The following is a 16256-nucleotide window of genomic DNA, read 5'->3' as shown; positions in this document are numbered from 1 at the left end:
CTCAACCTCCTCGGGAATAACGGCGGCCGCTGCCCTGTTGATTGAGTCGTATACGCTCAACTCTGAAAGAGGAGGTCAGCTTTGGCCACATTCTTCGGACCCGCAGGCTCGGGCGGAGACTCGTTCGACGAGTTCCTCGCTCGTTTCCTCCAGGGACAGACCGGAGCCCGCCGAGGCCGTTCCGTCGACATCAACCGACTGCTGAGCAAGCGCAGCCATGAGGTCATCGAAGCGGCCGCGGAGTTCGCAGGCCGCCACGGCCAGTCCGAGGTCGACGCACTCCATATCCTGCGCACCATGGTCGATTCCGAACCCGGAATCTCCGCCGTGCGCCAGGCAGGCGCCGACCCCGAGGCCATCGCCCACGCGATCGAAGAGCGCCTTCCGGCTGCAACCGACACCGAGGCGGATTCCACGCCCACTCTGACCGGTTCGGCCCAGCGCGCCCTGCTCGACGCCTACCAGGTGGCGAGAGCCTTCGGGTCGACCTACATCGATCCGGAGCACATGTTCTTCGCCTTCGTGCTCAATCAGGAGATGCCCGCCGGTCGGATCCTCGCCCAGGCGGGAGTCACCCAGGCCGCGCTCCAGGCCGGAGCCGAGGCCGCAGAAGCCGCAGGCATGCACCCCGGCCAGGATGCCGAGGGCGAGGACGGTCAGGAATCCGTGCTGGAGAAGTTCGGCACCGACCTCACCGAACTCGCAGCCGAAGGCAAGCTCGATCCCGTCATCGGCCGTGCAGAGGAGATCGAGCAGACGATCGAGATCCTCGCCCGCCGGACGAAGAACAACCCTGTCCTCCTCGGCGAAGCCGGCGTCGGCAAGACCGCGGTCGCCGAAGGCCTCGCCCAGGCCATCCACTCGGGTGACGTGCCCAAGCAGCTGCAGGGCAAACGCATTATCGCCCTCGACATGCCCGGAATGCTCGCCGGCACCCGCTACCGCGGTGACTTCGAGGAGCGCCTGACCGGAGCTCTGAACGAGATTGCGGACGACGGAGACATGATCGTCTTCGTCGACGAACTCCACACCCTCGTCGGCGCCGGGGGCAACGGCGAAGCGAACTCGATGGACGCCGGAAACATCCTCAAACCGCGACTGGCCCGCGGCGATCTGCACATGATCGGCGCGACCACGCTCAAGGAGTACCGCACCATCGAGAAGGATTCGGCTCTCGAACGCCGCTTCCAGCCGGTGACCGTGGGTGAACCGAGCGTCGAGGATGCGGTGACGATCATCGACGGACTCAAGGATCGCTACGCGGAGTTCCACGAGGTGACCTACACCGCCGAGGCGGTCCGTGCCGCCGTGGAGCTGTCGAACCGCTACATCACCGACCGGTTCCTGCCGGACAAGGCCATCGACCTCATCGATCAGGCCGGCGCCCGGATGTCGCTGAGGCGCGGACCCGCGGTCGATATCGAGGCCCTCAAGCTCAACCTCTCCGAACTCGAGGCGGAGAAGAAATCCGCAATCGAGGTCGAGGACTACGAGCGCGCCGGCCGCGTCCGCGACGAGATCAACGAGGTGACCGCACGGATCGAATCCGCCGAGAACCCGGATGCCGAGGCCGCGAAGACCGCTGCCGCCGAAGCGATCATCGGTGAGCAGGAGATCGCGCATGTGGTCTCCCGTGCCACCGGAATCCCGGCGGAACGGATGACGCAGACTCAGAAGGCTCGTCTGGCGAACATGGAAGAGGTCCTCCACGACCGTGTGGTCGGACAGGACGAAGCCGTGACCGCCGTGTCGCGCGCCATCCGCCGCAGCCAGACCGGTATGGCCGATCCCGACCGTCCCATCGGCAGCTTCCTCTTCCTCGGCCCCACTGGCGTCGGAAAGACCGAGCTGGCGAAGGCTCTGGCGCAGACCCTGTTCGACGACGAATCGGCCATGATCCGATTCGATATGAGCGAGTTCGGCGAACGCCACACGGTGTCGCGTCTCGTCGGTGCCCCTCCCGGCTACGTCGGCTACGACGAGGCCGGTCAGCTGACGGAGAAGGTCCGCCGTCGCCCGTATTCGGTCATCCTCCTCGACGAGGTCGAGAAGGCTCATCCGGATGCGTTCAACCTGCTGCTGCAGGTCCTCGACGACGGTCGGCTCACCGATGGTCAGGGCCGGACGGTCGATTTCCGCAACACCGTGATCATCATGACCTCGAACCTCGGTTCCGAGTTCATGTCCGGCACTCCGCTGGGCTTCGCCTCCGGTGCAGCCGGGGACGCGGAGAAGGACCTCAAGGCCAAGGTCATGGGTCGGCTGAAGGAGTTCATGCGGCCGGAGTTCATCAACCGCATCGACGACACCGTGATGTTCTCGCGGCTCGACCGCGAGCAGCTGCGCTCCATCGTCGGTCATCAGCTCGCCGCGTCGAAGCAGCGTCTCGAGGCTCAGGGCATCGCCCTCGACGTCTCGGCCGAGGCTCTCGACTGGCTGGCTGATGAAGGCTACGAACCCGAGTTCGGTGCCCGTCCGCTGCGTCGCACGATCCAGCGTGAGCTCGACGACCGCATCGCCGATCTCCTCGTCACCGAGTCGGTCGAAGATGGCGGCACCGTGCGTGCCACCGTCGTTGACGGCGCACTCAAGGTCGTGGCCGGGACCCGCCCGGAGCCGATCATCGCCTGATCACCGAGGCGGCCGGCACCGGCCGCCGACACAGAGCCCGGGGCCGAGGACGTTGATCCTCCGCCCCGGGCTCTTTGCGTGCCGGAGTCCGTCAGGCCGTTGTCTTCTCCTCCGGCTGCGGTTCGTTCGCGCCGAGGAGGCGGTTGAGGACGAGGCGTTCGCCGAGCGTCCACGTGGTCGTCGTCGCCAGATAGAGTGCCGCGGCCAAGGGCACGAAGAGAGCGAAGATCGCGGTGAGGAAGGGCATGAAGCTCAGGGTCTTCATCACCCCGGACAGATCCGGCATCGCCGGAGCATCGGCACCGTTCTTCGCCGGGGGAGCGGTCGGGGTCTCAGGCACGGCCGGGGTGAGCAGGTGCCTGGAGAATGCGGCGACGACGGCGATGAGTACGACGAGGACGAGGTAGACCGTGATCGCAGTCCCGGTCAGGTCGCCGGTGCCGAGCAGCGTGACGAAGCTCGTGTTCAGCGGCAGACCGAAGAGCGTATGCCCGAGCAGCTCATTGGTATGCCCGCCGATCGTCGAATTGATGAAGAGACCATAGACCGCCATGAGCACCGGCATCTGCGCCAGCACCGGCAGGCATCCGGCGAAGGGGGAGGCGTTCTCCTCCTTGTACAGCTCCATGAGCTTCTGCTGCATGAGTTCCGGCTTGTCTTTGTACTTCTTCTGCAGCTCAGTGATCTTCGGTGCCAGGCGCTTGCGAGTGATGCCGGCCCTGACCTGGGACACCCCGACGGGGATGAGCACGGCACGCACCAGAACGGTGAGCACGATGACGGCCAGGGCGGCGCTGAAGCCGCCGGCGAGGGGTGCGAGAATGTCGCTGATTCCCGTGACCACCGTGTAGGCGGCCTCGACGAGCAGACGGATGGGCAGGAATTCGTAGATGTTCACAGGTGAGTGTCCTTCGGACAGGGCGCACTGCGGCGCGAGGGAATGGGCCGTCTGAGGCCATCACCGTGACGATCACCCGCGCCGAGGCGGGGAGACGTTCCGTGCGGAAGGGTCGTTCAGGCGATGGCGTGAACGACGACAGAGGGAGCTCTGGGCAGAGCCGTACCCGGAGTGCCGGGTTCCTCCGGCATGCGGAATTCGCGGATGCTTCGGCGCGAGTCCGGCAGAGACGGCGGACGTGCGGCCAGTGAGAGCACGCGCAGCAGAGCGATACTTGCCCAGGCGGCGATCGGCGTCAGCAGGGCCGCGCCGAGGAGAGCCAGGACGATGAGGTGAGTAGGGGACTGGGGCACGACCGAGTCGAGGTCGGAAGAGAGCACGACGACGAGCAGCTGCAGAGTCAGCCACATATTCGCCATCATCTCGTCCTCCTCACTAGTGCGTCGATGCTAGCACGCGGGCCTGTGCGGGCCGGTCAGAGAAGCAGAGCTCGTCCGCTCACAGCGGCAGGCGTCTGCGCGGAGCGGATTCGGGTTCCGCGCACTCACCGCCGCTGCCAGGGTGGACGCATGTTCACTCACACCACTTCACCACACAGCCGACCATCCATATTCTCCGACTCCGACGAGACCGCGGCGGTCACTGCGATTCCCGAATCCCAACGCATGCTCTACGCCTACCGATCCGTCGTCTTCAACGGCGAGCTGCGGGACGAGAACGGAATGGAGATCATCTCCCGCCTCGTCCTCCTCTCCGCCGAGGATCCGCACACCGATATCCACCTGTGGATCAACTCTCCGGGCGGATCCGTGCCGATGATGCACGCGATCGCCGACACCATCGCCGCCCTGCCCAACGACGTGGTCACGATCGCCTTCGGGTGGGCCGCCTCGGCGGGGCAGTTCGTGCTCATGATGGGCACGCCGGGTAAGCGCCTGGCCCTGCCCCACGCCCGCATCCTCCTCCACCAGGGCTCGGGTGGGATCGGCGGAGCCGCCGCCGACATCGAACTCCAGGGCGACGACCTCCGAGCGGTCCGAGACTCGGTCCTGCACCGAATCGCGGAGGCGACAGGGAATCCTTTTGAACGCATCTTCGAGGACTCCCTGCGAGACCGGTGGTTCACCGCCGAGGAGGCGATCGAGTACGGACTCATCGATCGTGTCATCGATTCCCCGGCCGATCTGCACGCACAGATCGGAGGCGGACGATGAGCCAGTACACGATTCCCAACGTCGTCGACCGCTCCGGTGGCAGCGAGAAGATCGTCGACGTCTATTCGCACCTGCTCGGCAACCGCATCGTCTACCTCGGCGTGCCCATCGACGACGGAGTGGCGAACACGATCATCGCTCAGCTGCTCCACCTCGATTCGAGCAGCCGAGACCTGCCGATCAGCATGTACATCAACTCCCCGGGCGGATCCCTGACCGCGATGACCGCGATCTTCGACGCGATGCACCACATCGGCGCACCCGTGGCCACCACCTGCGTCGGGCAGGCTGCAGCCGATGCGGCCGTACTCCTGGCCGCCGGAGATCCCGGCCAGCGGGCCATGCTCGCTCACGCCCGCGCCGTGCTGCGACAGCCCCACGCCGAAGGTGCGCGCGGCACGATTCCCGATCTCATCGTCGCCGCAGACGAGATCGTCCGCCAGCGTCGCGAGGTCGAAGAGATGCTGGCCGGCAGCACCGGACGGACTCCGGAGCAGATCCATCGCGACTTCGATCGCGACCTCGTCCTCGACGCGAAGGGGGCGCAGGAGTTCGGACTCGTCGACGTCATCCTCTGACGCTCTGCTCCCTCCGGGGTGGTCGGAAGCTCAGGCTGCCAGAGCGAGCCGCACCTGACCAGCCGCTGGCGGTGCGGGTGCGGTTGGCGCTATGCCGGTCGCGGACAGCAGTGTGGTGGCAGGGATCCCGGAGCTCATGCCGAATGCCGCGAGCACGAGGATCTGCGGCAGCTGGAGACCGAGGACTTCGGCCACGGCCTCGATGACCTCCGACGACGGGTCCTTGAGGCCACGTTCGATCTCGGAGAGGAACTGAGTCGAGACGCCGGATCGCTGGGAGACCTGAGCCAGGGTGAGCCCCATTTCGGTGCGGCGCAGACGGAGAGCGCGGCCGAGCGCCTCACGCCACAACGGCGGCGGTGTCTGGCTGTGCGGGAGCATGTCGGTCATGGGGTGAGCCTACGGTTCGCAGGGCCGCCTCGGCGAGGGTTTCTGCTGTCAGCAGATGCGGCAGATCGACGTGAAGTGGCTCACAGGCGTTGCGCAATCAGGCGTGAGTTAAGTTAGGCTGTCCTACGTTAATGTCGAGGGGCCGTTTCCGGCTCCGACCTCTGTCGAAAGGACAGGAATGCCAGTTCCTCACAGCCGCCGGGCAGTCATCACGGGAGCACTCGTCGCGCTCTCGCTCACCGCGACCGCCTGCGGGCAGGGATCGCAGGCCGCGGAGGAGTCCGGGTCTGCGAACTTCGAGACCGTGAAGATCAAGCACGCACTCGGCGAAGCAGTCATCGAGTCCGAACCCGAACGCGTCGTCACTCTCGGTCAGGGATCGACTGAGACCGCGATCGCCTTGGGCAAGACTCCGGTCGGCATGGAGGAATACGCCTGGGGATCCGACGACACCGGTTATATGCCGTGGATCTACGAAGCGGTGAAGGACAAGGGCGAGGAGCTGCCCGAGCAGTTCCAGGGCGATACGGAACTCGATGTCGAGGCCATTGCCGAACTCGAGCCCGATGTCATTCTTGCCCCCTGGTCGGGAATCACGGCCGAGCAGTATAAGCAGCTCGACGCCATCGCCCCGACCGTGGCCTACCCGAAGCAGCCGTGGACCATCGAGTGGGACGAGCAGATCACCACGATCGGCAAGGCGCTCGGTCAGGAAGAGGAATCCGAAGGGCTCGTCGACGACATCAAGACACAGCTGAAAGAGGCCAAGCGGGACGAATACAAGGACCTCACGTTCTCCTTCATCTACAACTCCGGTCCCGGCACCCTCGGCGTCTTCTATCCCACCGAGCAGCGCGTGGCGATGGTCTCCGCGCTCGGACTGACACCGGATCCGATCATCGACGAGCTGAAGAAGGAGTACGACGAGCCGGGAACGGATTCCGCGCTCATCGGTCTGGAGAACGCAGACAAGCTCAACGACTCGGACCTCATCTTCACCTTCTACTCCGATGAGAAGAACAGGAAGGAGATCGAATCGCAGGGACTGTACGCGAACATTCCGGCGATCAAGTCCGGTGCCGTCGTGGCGCCGAAGGACCAGCCCTTCGTCACCGGATCCTCGATCATCAACCCGCTCACCGTCCCGTGGACGCTGGAGCGCTATGTGCCGATGATCGACAAGGCCGTGAAGAAGCTCGACAAGTAAGTCGACTGCGAAGAACCGGCCGAATCAGGCCATCAAGCTGGGCGCTCTCAATCGAGGGCGCTCAGCTTCTTCCATTCATCCCAGGAATAGACCCAGTCCGAGATGTCGCTGTCATTGGTCGACAGGCTCACGTTTGAACCGGTGACCTCGACGGGATCGCCGAAGATCGCGGAGTCGTAGTACTCCTTCGCGCGTTCAGTGGTGAGGTTGATGCAGCCGTGCGAGACGTTCTGAGAACCCTGGACGCCGGCTGACCACGGAGCGGCGTGGATGAATTCGCCGTTGTTGTGGATGCGCACCGCCCACTGGACATCGGTCTCGTAGTCCCACTGCTCGGAGGTCATCGTGTAATCGGCGGCCTTCGACATCACCACATGAGTGCCGTTGTACGAGGGGGACTTCGGTGCACCGAGGGAAGCAGGGAAGTCCATGACCTGCTTGCCGTCACGAGTGACGGTCATGCGGTGGGACTTCACATCGGCCTTGACGACCTGTTTGCGTCCGATCTCGAAATCGAGGGTGAGGTCGTTCTGACCCACGCTGTTCTCACCGGTCGGCACGTCCTTGAGCGGAATGTCGACGGAGACCTTCGAATGAGCCGGCCAGAACTCCTTCGGGCGGAAATGCAGTCGGGACTGCGGATCGTCATAGAGCCAGCCCCACGAGCCTTCGACTTCGCGTTCCTTGCCGTCCTCGTCGGTGACCTTGACCGAGAGACGGCGTTCGACATCGTCACGGAAGTCCTCGGACACGGTGGAGCCGAAGTTGAGCATGATGGGTGCGGCGACGCCGACCGTCTGGTCGTCGGCGAGTGTTGTGCGCACGGACATCGGTTGCCCGTCGCTGGCGCCGACGGTGATCGTTGCGTCGAGGTCGACTTCTTCGCCGTCGGCAGTGGTGGCGGTGGCCTTCACGGTGTATTCGCTGTCGGCGACGAGGCCGTAAGTCGAGATCCAGGCGGCGGACTCATCCGGGGCGGAGACCGCCTCGGCGTCGTTTTCCTTCTCTGAATCGCTGCCCTTCGACCCATCGTCGGTGGGCTCGGATTCGGTGGAGCTCGGTGTCGACGAACCAGCCTGAGCGTCCTCATCGGTCTCAAGCGCGGTGCCGGAAGCGTCGAAGAATGTGCCGGGATCGTGCGCGATCCGGGGGTGGGCCTCCTCGGTGACGGAGATGTCACTGAGGTCGGCGTTCTCGACGGAGATGCCGATCCGCTCGCCGGCCTCGAGGTCGATCTCGTCACCGGACTCGGTCACTTCGCCGAAGTCCCCAGCGCCGGGCATCGCGGTGGCCGCATCGGTGGACTGGCTCGGCTTCGCAGTGGAGGTCGCATCCTCACTGGTCTCGGACGTCGCCGTCGATTCGGACGCGGATTCTGCGGCCTCAGTGGTGATGGCCCCGACACGGAATACGGGATCCTTAGCCGCCTCGGCGGTCTTGTTCGCGCCATTGCGGGTCGCATTGGGATCGTCACTCGACGGGGTGCACGCCGTGAGCAGGGCCAGTGCCGAAAGGGCGGCAATGGCCCCTTGGATCTTCGTGGACAACAGGGAAACCTCGTTAAAACACAGGGATGAGAACTGCGAATAATGGTAATGAAGCAAAATCACGAAAGTATTAACGAATTCGCTTCTCGGCCCTGATTTCGGCGTTCGGAGCGCCACAGAGCCAGAGCTGACCTGGGCAGACGGGGGATAAGGGGAGTTGTGGAATTGTGATGTTGGGGAATAGAGGACTCCCCGTGCACCCGACAGAGCTCGCTTACCCTTGCTGCCTTCCGGCCCTGGGGGAGTTCACAAGATGACGCCGCACGGGGAGCCAGCAATCAGTCTAGTCGAGAGCGACCTCGGTGGACAAAACGAGTGGGCGGGGCCACATGGTTGTTGATTGCTGCGGGGCTCAGCCGTTGTTGAGGCGGCCCTGCTCGATCCATTCCTGTTCCTTCTGGATCCATTCGTTGTCTTCGGGGAAGTCCTCGGGCCCGTTGATGCGACGCACTTCGATCTGGGATCCGGCCTCCAGAGGTGCTTTCTTCGCCCAGTGGATGGCTTCGTCCAGGGAGGCGACCTCGACGATCCAGAATCCGTTGAATAGTTCGCGAAGGTCCCCGTAAGCACCAGAGGTGGCCGTGGGCTCCTCGCTGGAGAAGTCGACGACAGCGCCTTCGGACGGGTCGGCGAGACCTGCGCCGTCGGCCATGACGCCGGCGTTGATCATCGATTCGTTGTAGGCGCCCATAGCGGCGATCATCTCGTTGAAATCGGCTTCGGCCATCCGTTCGACGGCGGCCTGGTCGACGGTGCGCATGATGAGCATGAATTTCATGAGGACTCCTCGGTCGGGGGTGTGCCTGAGCGGGGTCGGTTGAGACCGCTTCGTGCACTGCCTACGGCAAGCCTATGTCGATCCATCCGAGATGCGGGATGCTCCACGGCTCACTCGGAGCAGATGCCAAGCTCCGGCGGCTGAGGTCGCCTGTTCACCTGTGAGAAGTGGGATGCTTCACACTCGGCCACCGCGATTTCGCATTGTCGTCATGACTCGGATAAGCTGATTCGCGGAGGATTCGCCTAGTGGCCTATGGCGCTCGCCTGGAACGCGGGTTGGGTTAACGCCCTCAGGGGTTCGAATCCCCTATCCTCCGCCACGGAAGTCCCGGTCTCGCAGTCAATGCGGGCCGGGACTTCGTCGATTCATCGATTCCTGGGCACTGCCGCGGGAACGCAAATCAGATGACGGTTCGTGGCGAAGTGCGTCATTGTGACGGCGTGCGTCGGTCCGCGAAATCTGTCCGCCACGTGTGGTCTGCGTCTCAGTAGTCTGGCACGGCACACCTGCACACATCACGAGCGACCTAAGGGAACTGGCCCGATGACGTCGCAGCAACCGGTCCGGTGCGGACGCCGCAAACGCAAGCAGCCCGCAGTCAGCGGACACGGTGCTCATGCCAGTTTCGATGGGAAGGGACTCACAATGACGAACATCCACGCCAACCCGATCTACACCGGTGAGCCCGAAGACCTGAAGTTCGCCTACTGGGTGCCCAACGTCTCCGGCGGCCTGGTCGTGTCGAACATCGAACAGCGCACCGACTGGGGCTACGACTACAACGTCAAGCTCGCTCAGACCGCCGAGGCGGTCGGCTACGAATACGCGCTCAGCCAGGTCCGCTACCTCTCCAGCTACGGCGCGGCCCAGCAGCACGAATCGACCTCCACGTCACTCGCGCTCGCCCTGGCCACCGAGAAGCTCAAGGTCATCGCCGCCATCCACCCGGGCATCTGGGAACCGGCCGTGCTCGCGAAGTTCATCCTCACCGCCGACCAGTTCACGAAGGGCCGGGCCGCCATCAACGTCGTCTCCGGCTGGTTCAAGGACGAATACACCCGCCTCGGCCTGCCGTGGCTCGAACACGGCGAACGGTACCGCCGATCCGCCGAGTTCATGGACGTCGCCCGCAAACTCTTCACCGAGGAGAATGTCGAGTACCGGGGCAATTTCTACACCGTCGACGACTTCACCCTCCGCCCCGGCCCCTACCCGGTCGAAGGCCGCCCCCACCCGGAGATCTTCCAAGGCGGAAACTCCTCGGCCGCTCGCATCAACGGCGGCAAGCACGCCGACTGGTACTTCTCCAACGGCAAGGACTTCGACGGCTTCCGCGAACAGTACGACGACGTCACCGAGGTGGCCCGAGCGCACAATCGGAAAGTCCGTTTCGGACTCAACGGATTCGCCATCGTCCGCGACACCGAAGCCGAAGCCCGCGAACAGCTGCGCGAGATCATCGCCAAAGCCGATGAAGGCGCCGTCGAAGGATTCCGCAAGTCCGTCCAACAGGCCGGAGCCTCGACTCACGATAAGAAGGGCATGTGGACGGATTCGAGCTTCGAAGACCTCGTCCAGTACAACGACGGCTTCCGCACCCAGCTCATCGGCACTCCCGAACAGGTCGCCGACCGCATCATCGAATACAAGAAGATCGGCGTCGACCTCATCCTCACCGGCTTCCTCCACTTCCAGGAGGAACTCGAGGCGTTCGGCAAGACCGTCATCCCGATCGTGCGCGAGAAGGAAGTCGAACTTGTCAACCGAGGGCTGCTCACCCCTGCGGGAGTCTGAACCAGCAGGAGAGTCCCTCAAGCCACGCGAAACTCGAAAAAGTCGTCACCAGCGGCGACTTTTTCGAGTTTCGCGTTGACTGAGCTCGGTCTGCCGCGGTCAGGCCACGCTGAACGATGCGGACTTGAGCTTGAGCTTCGTCCGCAGCTGATCGCCGGTGAGGCTCTCGGTCTTTCCCTTCACCGAGGTGGCTTTCACCGTCTTCACCAGCCCCGAGCCGGTCTTCGTCACCGTCGCAGACCGCACGTCAGTCAGACCGAACGCCTTGGCCATATCGGCCTGCTTGGCCGTCACCGACCACGAGGCGTTCGGGTTCTGCGCCGACGCATACTTCGACGGCGAGTCATCGACCGAGACCAGGTAGGGCACAGCCGAACCCCACACCTCGGCAGCCGAATGCGTCTTCGACCCGGCTGACGATGAGTAGACGGCATCGATGAGTCCGCCCTTGTACGTGACGACACGCGCCGATTTCACCGTCGACCCGCTGGAGGTCTGTGTCGCAGTCACGGCTTTGCGCCATGGCCCTGAGTCGGCAGCATTCTCGCGAGTCCACCCGAGGAAGCGCTGCGAAGCCACCTCGTCGTAGACGTTGCACCCGCAAGCCGGCTTCACGGCACCGAGATTGCGGTAAGCGTAGGTGCGAGAGGCGATGGCCTGACTGCGCAGGGCTTCGGACTGCCACGAGGCCGGCATCTCAGCGATTCCCGGCAGATACTCCTTGTTGAGCCCCAGCACGTTGACGACATTGAGCGAACCCTTCAGCTGTCCGATCTCGATCCGCCCGTGCCGGTAGGTGCCGGTCGCTCCGTCCTGTGCACCGCTGACCGATACCGTCGTCGCCGAGGAGCCCTTCCAATACCGGGTGCCCTGCCATTCGATGGTGAGCTTGGACCCGGAATAGCTCTTCGCCCCGACTGTCACCTTGACCGAACCGGACGAGGTCCGCTCGATCGTGACCTTCGATCCCGATTCGATGGTCTTCGACCCGGCCTTGACGCGCAGACGCCCGGAACGCGGGGTGATCGTCACGGACTTCTTCCCGGTCAGCAGCTGCACCTTGAGGCTGGCATCGGCGTTCTTCGACCTCGTCGTGACCTTCGCACCCGTGTAGTAGTGCTGCAGGATCTGCGTCGAGGACTTTCCGGCCGCCGCCATCCCGCGTGCTCCGTACTGGCTCATCCCGACCCCGTGGCCGAAGCCTGACCCCTTGATCGCGAACGACGACGGTGCTTTCGTCACCTGCACCTTCGCCCCGGACTTCGCCGTCCACACGATCTTTCCGTTTTGGAACTTCTGCCGGGTCTCGGATCCGGAACGGTACTCATTGCTCGTCGGATACCCCAAGGGGCCGCGTTCCCATCCGGACCTCTTCCATGCAGTGCGGATCGCACCCAGAGTCGCATGGGCGCCCGTAGCCTTCGTCCAATGGATGCTGCCGTGCTTGAACGACTGATAGCAGCCCTTCTGGATCAGCGTGCACCGCTTGGGGCCGGTCGCAGGACCGAGCTTGCCCGTATTTCCGCCGAGCGACTTGTGCATCGCCCCGATCGGACCCGAGGTCGCATAGGCGGCATGTGCCGGAGGCGCTGTGGAGCAGAGAACGAAGAGGAGCGAGATGAGCAGCGCCGCGAGGGCAGGAATCGTCGCCTTGACGAACAGGGAGGGTGGCATGAGTTGATCATAAGCGCGGCTGTCAATACTCAGATGACGAACAGAAGAACTCCCCGAAACGATCGTTTCGGGGAGTTCGTCGCCGAGGTGGGCCCACCTCGGCGGGGGAGGTATCGTTCCAGCTCAGCTCAGCTTTTCGGCGATCGCCTTGTTGAAGGCATCGAGGTCGCCGGGGTTGCGAGAGGTGATGAGGTTGCCGTCGACGACCACCTCGGTGTCGGCCCAGTCGGCTCCGGCGTTGATGAGGTCGGTCTTCGTCGAGATGAAGGACGTCAGCTTCCTTCCCTTGGCCACACCCGCCTCGGCGAGGATCCATGGCGCATGGCAGATGGCCGCGACCGGCTTATCGGCGGCGAAGAACGCATTGACGAGGTTGACGGCGTCCTCATTCAGGCGCAGGGCGTCGGCGTTGAGAGTGCCGCCGGGCAGGACGAGGGCGTCGAAGTCATCGACCGAGGCCTCGGCGACGGGAACGTCGACGTCGAAGGTCTGCGCATGCTCCCAATCGCCTTCCATCGCCTGCAGCGTTCCCTCTGAGGGGGAGACGATGACGGTCGTCGCCCCGGCCTCGTCGAGAGCGGTGCGGGGACTGGTGAGTTCGATCTGCTCGACGCCGCTGGTGAGGAGGAATGCGATCTTCTTGTCAGAGAGTGCCATGATGGTGCTCCTTGTCAGTTGTGATCTGTGAGGTTGGCGAATCTGACATGGGCCCGGCTGGCCGGAACGTCGAGGCCGACGTGCGGTTGGACCGACACCCACTCTGGGCCCAACAACGAAGAATACCGAGTTGTTCCAGACTGCGACGAACGCATTCCCCTGGCCGAGGTGACCAGGGGAGTGCGAGTCGGGGATACGAGACGCTCGAGGGGTACGTTTCGCAGGCCCGGCGGGCGGCTCAGATGTTCGGGAACTCGAGGCTGTAGCCGATGCCGGACTGCGACGCCGAGGTGATCTTCACAGTGCCGTAGTGATTCTTGCCGGCAGCAGTGACGGTGCAGTTCTGCGAGCCGCTGTGGGAGAAGATGCGCAGGTCGGAGTAGCAGTCGACGGTGTCGACCGTGGTGCCCTGCTTGGCGTAGGCGTTCTTGATGTCCGCCTCGAGAACGTCGGCGGGGATCTTGCCGTTGCCGTCGGCGTCGAGTTCGACTCCGTCTTCGCCGATGCGCGGACCCTGGTATCCGCTGTCGCCGGTCGTGCCGCTCGACGACGATGATCCGTTCGAGGACGATCCGCTCGACGAGGACGTTCCGGTCGAGGTAGAAGAAACACTCGACGAGGATGCGCTGGACGAATCCGTGGATCCGCCGCTGCCGGTAGTGCCGTTATCGGTGGTGCCGTTGTCCGTCGTGCCCGTCGAACCCGAACCGGCGGAGCCGGAATCCGAAGTGGAGCCCGAATCCGATGCCGGTTCTTCGGCGGTCGTCTCGGTGTCCTCGGTCTGCTGCTCCTGCTGGCCGTCCTGGCCCTGTTCCTGTCCCTGGCCTTCCGGGCCGAAGGTGATGTTCATATCGCAGGCCGAGAGCGTCAGGGTCGCGGCAACGGCTCCGGCAACGGTGATGGTCTTGAGAAGTGTCTGTGCCTTCATGATCTGCTCCTGGTCTCGTGTGTAAGAGGCTGTCGGTGTTTCGTACAAGACAAGCCTCTCAGCGCGGAGCCGTGACCTGGGCCGATTCGTGTTCGGATCCGGTGACGCATGTTCCAGGACGGACACATCGGCCTATTCTGGGACTGTGATCGGCGTTCGTGACGAGAATTCTTCGCCGCTGATGTCGAGAACACTCGTCCGGCTGCGTCCCAGTGATGTCAGCGAGCACAACCCGTGCGAGCGACACGAGACAAGGAGACCATCATGGCCAAGTACCTCATGCTCAAGCACTATCGGATGCCCGCGCAGTACATGGACTACGCGCCGATGGACCAGTGGAGTCCCGAGGAGGTCGACGCGCACGTGGCGTATATGAACGCCTTCGCCGACAAGCTCAAGGAATCCGGCGAATTCGTCGACGCCCAGGCGCTGTCCCCGGAGGGCACCTTCGTCCAGTCCGGCGGACCGGGCAAGCCTCCGGTCACCGACGGCCCCTTCCCCGAGACGAAGGACCTCATCGCCGGCTGGATGGCCATCGACGTCGACAGCTACGACCGCGCCCTCGAACTCGCCGGTGAGCTGTCCGCCGCACCGGGCAAGGGAGGAGAGCCGATCAACGAATGGCTCGAACTGCGCCCCTTCCTCGACCACGCACCCAGCGTGGACGAATGATCAGGGACGCGAACGGAGTCCGCGATGACCGATCCGGATCCCCTCGCCGAGGCGGAGCTGCGTGAGCTCGTCCCCGCCGTGATCGGCATCCTCGTCAGTCGTGGAGCAGACTTCGCGACCGCCGAGGATGCCGTTCAGGACGCGCTCATCGAAGCCCTGCGATCGTGGCGGTCCGACCCGCCCCGTGACCGGCGGGGCTGGCTCGTGACGGTGGCGTGGCGGAAGTTCCTCGACATCGTGCGATCTGAAGGATCGCGGATGAAACGCGAGGAACGGGTCATGGCCGCCACTCTCGCCGAGCCCGGAACCTCGTCCGAACCCGGGACGGACGGCGTCCCGAACGCCGATGACACCCTCGACCTCTACATCCTCTGCGCCCATCCCGACCTCAGCCCCGCCTCGGCGGTGGCCCTGACCCTGCGGGCGGTGGGCGGACTGACGACGAAGCAGATCGCCGCAGCCTATATGGTGCCCGAGTCGACGATGGCCCAGCGCATCAGCCGGGCGAAATCCACAATCGCAGGGTCCCGGCTCAACCGACCCGGCGACCTGTCCTCGGTGCTCACCACCCTCTACCTCGTGTTCAACGAAGGACACTCGGGCGAGGTCGACCTCGTCGCCGAGGCGATCCGACTGACCCGCAGCCTGCGGACCGTGATCGACTCCGCCGAGGTGGACGGACTGCTCGCCCTCATGCTCCTCCACCACGCCCGCCGCGACGCCCGTTTCGGCGCCGACGGTCGCCTCATCGCGCTGGCCGATCAGGACCGCACCCTGTGGGATCGACGACTCATCGTCGAGGGCATCGAAATCCTGCAGGCAGCGCTTGGTCGGGACGAACTCGGCCAATATCAGGCACAGGCCGCCATCGCGGCACTCCACGCCGATGCGCAGACGGTCGAGGACACCGACTGGGTGCAGATCGTGGAGTGGTACGACGAACTGCTGGCCCTGCGCGATACGCCGATTGTGCGACTCAACCGTGCCGTGGCCATCGGGGAGGCCGACGGTCCAAGGGCGGGCCTGGCCGAACTTCGTGCCCTCGATGAGGGGCTGCCCCGGTACTTCGCCGTCGAAGCGCACCTGCGCGAGCGGGCAGGGGAGTCACAGCGGGCCGCCGACCTCTACGCACGGGCCGCCGAACGGGCCGGCAGCCTTGCCGAACGCGACCATCTCAACCGGCAGGCGGCACGCGTTCGGTCGGGGCAGGGGCACCTGCCGTGACCGAGACGACGGTGATCACGGTCTCGATCGGCCGCCTCGGTGAGCGAGGTTGATCACTCCT

15 protein-coding genes, 1 tRNA gene and 1 other RNA gene are annotated in these 16256 nt (G+C 64.5%); 8 read left to right on the top strand and 9 right to left on the bottom strand.

Features of this window, described 5'->3' with window-relative positions; all coding sequences use genetic code 11:
* Nucleotides 1-81: 81 nt before the first annotated feature.
* Complete coding sequence (locus BEP01S_RS15245; protein WP_039207840.1) at nt 82-2631, top strand: ATP-dependent Clp protease ATP-binding subunit; 2550 nt, start codon at nt 82-84, stop codon at nt 2629-2631.
* 91 nt (nt 2632-2722) lie between these two features.
* Here the strand turns inward: BEP01S_RS15245 and BEP01S_RS15240 are convergent, their stop codons facing one another.
* Together BEP01S_RS15240 and BEP01S_RS15235 are read right to left on the bottom strand one after the other, a co-directional pair.
* Nucleotides 2723-3529 carry a YidC/Oxa1 family membrane protein insertase gene (locus BEP01S_RS15240; RefSeq protein ID WP_062244933.1) on the bottom strand — a complete coding sequence of 269 codons (807 nt, stop codon included), beginning with the start codon at nt 3527-3529 and terminating at the stop codon, nt 2723-2725.
* A gap of 116 nt (nt 3530-3645) precedes the next feature.
* On the bottom strand, nt 3646-3951 hold the full coding sequence (locus BEP01S_RS15235) for a hypothetical protein (RefSeq protein ID WP_062244930.1): 306 nt from the start codon (nt 3949-3951) through the stop codon (nt 3646-3648).
* 147 nt (nt 3952-4098) lie between these two features.
* Between BEP01S_RS15235 and BEP01S_RS15230 the strand changes: the two genes are divergently transcribed.
* Both BEP01S_RS15230 and BEP01S_RS15225 read left to right on the top strand, forming a co-directional pair.
* Nucleotides 4099-4743, top strand: coding sequence for a ClpP family protease (locus tag BEP01S_RS15230; RefSeq protein WP_083532761.1), 645 nt, complete (start codon nt 4099-4101; stop codon nt 4741-4743).
* Nucleotides 4740-5321, top strand: coding sequence for a ClpP family protease (locus BEP01S_RS15225; RefSeq protein WP_062244927.1), 582 nt, complete (start codon nt 4740-4742; stop codon nt 5319-5321). The genes BEP01S_RS15230 and BEP01S_RS15225 overlap by 4 nt, the downstream gene beginning before the upstream one ends.
* 30 nt (nt 5322-5351) lie before the next feature.
* Here the strand turns inward: BEP01S_RS15225 and BEP01S_RS15220 are convergent, their stop codons facing one another.
* Nucleotides 5352-5711 (bottom strand): helix-turn-helix domain-containing protein, encoded by a 360-nt coding sequence (locus tag BEP01S_RS15220; protein ID WP_082819287.1) that lies wholly within the window; start codon nt 5709-5711, stop codon nt 5352-5354.
* A 178-nt stretch (nt 5712-5889) separates the two neighbouring features.
* On the opposite strand from BEP01S_RS15220, the gene BEP01S_RS15215 reads away from it, so the two are divergent.
* Complete coding sequence (locus BEP01S_RS15215; protein ID WP_062244923.1) at nt 5890-6918, top strand: iron-siderophore ABC transporter substrate-binding protein; 1029 nt, start codon at nt 5890-5892, stop codon at nt 6916-6918.
* A 47-nt stretch (nt 6919-6965) separates the two neighbouring features.
* Here the strand turns inward: BEP01S_RS15215 and BEP01S_RS15210 are convergent, their stop codons facing one another.
* The 3 genes from BEP01S_RS15210 to BEP01S_RS15200 all read right to left on the bottom strand — a co-directional run bounded on the left by BEP01S_RS15210 (nt 6966) and on the right by BEP01S_RS15200 (nt 9243).
* Entirely contained in the window at nt 6966-8465 is a 1500-nt protein-coding gene (locus tag BEP01S_RS15210) for a L,D-transpeptidase (RefSeq protein ID WP_244882287.1), read from the bottom strand.
* A gap of 180 nt (nt 8466-8645) precedes the next feature.
* Nucleotides 8646-8741, bottom strand: an RNA gene (ffs, locus tag BEP01S_RS15205) — signal recognition particle sRNA small type.
* A 76-nt stretch (nt 8742-8817) separates the two neighbouring features.
* Nucleotides 8818-9243: a YciI family protein gene (locus BEP01S_RS15200; protein ID WP_062244920.1), complete on the bottom strand. Its 426-nt coding sequence runs from the start codon at nt 9241-9243 to the stop codon at nt 8818-8820.
* 234 nt (nt 9244-9477) lie between these two features.
* On the opposite strand from BEP01S_RS15200, the gene BEP01S_RS15195 reads away from it, so the two are divergent.
* Together BEP01S_RS15195 and sfnG are read left to right on the top strand one after the other, a co-directional pair.
* Nucleotides 9478-9565, top strand: a tRNA-Ser gene (locus BEP01S_RS15195).
* 326 nt (nt 9566-9891) lie between these two features.
* Nucleotides 9892-11040 (top strand): dimethylsulfone monooxygenase SfnG, encoded by a 1149-nt coding sequence (gene sfnG, locus BEP01S_RS15190; RefSeq protein WP_062245228.1) that lies wholly within the window; start codon nt 9892-9894, stop codon nt 11038-11040.
* A gap of 99 nt (nt 11041-11139) precedes the next feature.
* Here the strand turns inward: sfnG and BEP01S_RS15185 are convergent, their stop codons facing one another.
* The 3 genes from BEP01S_RS15185 to BEP01S_RS15175 form a co-directional block, all read right to left on the bottom strand.
* Nucleotides 11140-12714, bottom strand: a complete 1575-nt coding sequence (locus BEP01S_RS15185) for a SpoIID/LytB domain-containing protein (RefSeq protein WP_062244917.1) — start codon at nt 12712-12714, stop codon at nt 11140-11142.
* Nucleotides 12715-12837: 123 nt separating this feature from the next.
* Complete coding sequence (locus BEP01S_RS15180) at nt 12838-13371, bottom strand: type 1 glutamine amidotransferase domain-containing protein (protein ID WP_062244914.1); 534 nt, start codon at nt 13369-13371, stop codon at nt 12838-12840.
* Between the two features lie 238 nt (nt 13372-13609).
* On the bottom strand, nt 13610-14299 hold the full coding sequence (locus BEP01S_RS15175) for a hypothetical protein (protein WP_062244911.1): 690 nt from the start codon (nt 14297-14299) through the stop codon (nt 13610-13612).
* 264 nt (nt 14300-14563) lie between these two features.
* Here BEP01S_RS15175 and BEP01S_RS15170 point away from each other — a divergent pair, with 264 nt between their 5' ends.
* On the top strand, nt 14564-14971 hold the full coding sequence (locus BEP01S_RS15170) for a YciI family protein (protein WP_062244908.1): 408 nt from the start codon (nt 14564-14566) through the stop codon (nt 14969-14971).
* Nucleotides 14972-14995: 24 nt separating this feature from the next.
* A complete protein-coding gene (locus tag BEP01S_RS15165; protein WP_062244905.1) occupies nt 14996-16195 on the top strand; it encodes an RNA polymerase sigma factor in 1200 nt (399 codons plus the stop codon).
* The last annotated feature ends 61 nt before the right edge of the window (nt 16196-16256 follow it).

It is taken from the genome of Brevibacterium epidermidis NBRC 14811 (genome assembly GCF_001570805.1).
GTDB lineage: Bacteria > Actinomycetota > Actinomycetes > Actinomycetales > Brevibacteriaceae > Brevibacterium > Brevibacterium epidermidis.
This window is presented reverse-complemented; position numbering and strand designations above follow the sequence as displayed.

What these genes read in the sequence shown, in the direction of transcription:
- BEP01S_RS15180 (WP_062244914.1), bottom strand. Translation starts at nt 13,371, where the DNA reads ATGGCACTCTCTGACAAGAAGATCGCATTCCTCCTCACCAGCGGCGTC.
- BEP01S_RS15230 (WP_083532761.1), top strand. Translation starts at nt 4,099, where the DNA reads ATGTTCACTCACACCACTTCACCACACAGCCGACCATCCATATTCTCC.
- BEP01S_RS15220 (WP_082819287.1), bottom strand. Translation starts at nt 5,711, where the DNA reads ATGACCGACATGCTCCCGCACAGCCAGACACCGCCGCCGTTGTGGCGT.
- BEP01S_RS15165 (WP_062244905.1), top strand. Translation starts at nt 14,996, where the DNA reads ATGACCGATCCGGATCCCCTCGCCGAGGCGGAGCTGCGTGAGCTCGTC.
- BEP01S_RS15235 (WP_062244930.1), bottom strand. Translation starts at nt 3,951, where the DNA reads ATGATGGCGAATATGTGGCTGACTCTGCAGCTGCTCGTCGTCGTGCTC.
- BEP01S_RS15185 (WP_062244917.1), bottom strand. Translation starts at nt 12,714, where the DNA reads ATGCCACCCTCCCTGTTCGTCAAGGCGACGATTCCTGCCCTCGCGGCG.
- sfnG (WP_062245228.1), top strand. Translation starts at nt 9,892, where the DNA reads ATGACGAACATCCACGCCAACCCGATCTACACCGGTGAGCCCGAAGAC.
- BEP01S_RS15170 (WP_062244908.1), top strand. Translation starts at nt 14,564, where the DNA reads ATGGCCAAGTACCTCATGCTCAAGCACTATCGGATGCCCGCGCAGTAC.
- BEP01S_RS15175 (WP_062244911.1), bottom strand. Translation starts at nt 14,299, where the DNA reads ATGAAGGCACAGACACTTCTCAAGACCATCACCGTTGCCGGAGCCGTT.
- BEP01S_RS15225 (WP_062244927.1), top strand. Translation starts at nt 4,740, where the DNA reads ATGAGCCAGTACACGATTCCCAACGTCGTCGACCGCTCCGGTGGCAGC.
- BEP01S_RS15215 (WP_062244923.1), top strand. Translation starts at nt 5,890, where the DNA reads ATGCCAGTTCCTCACAGCCGCCGGGCAGTCATCACGGGAGCACTCGTC.
- BEP01S_RS15200 (WP_062244920.1), bottom strand. Translation starts at nt 9,243, where the DNA reads ATGAAATTCATGCTCATCATGCGCACCGTCGACCAGGCCGCCGTCGAA.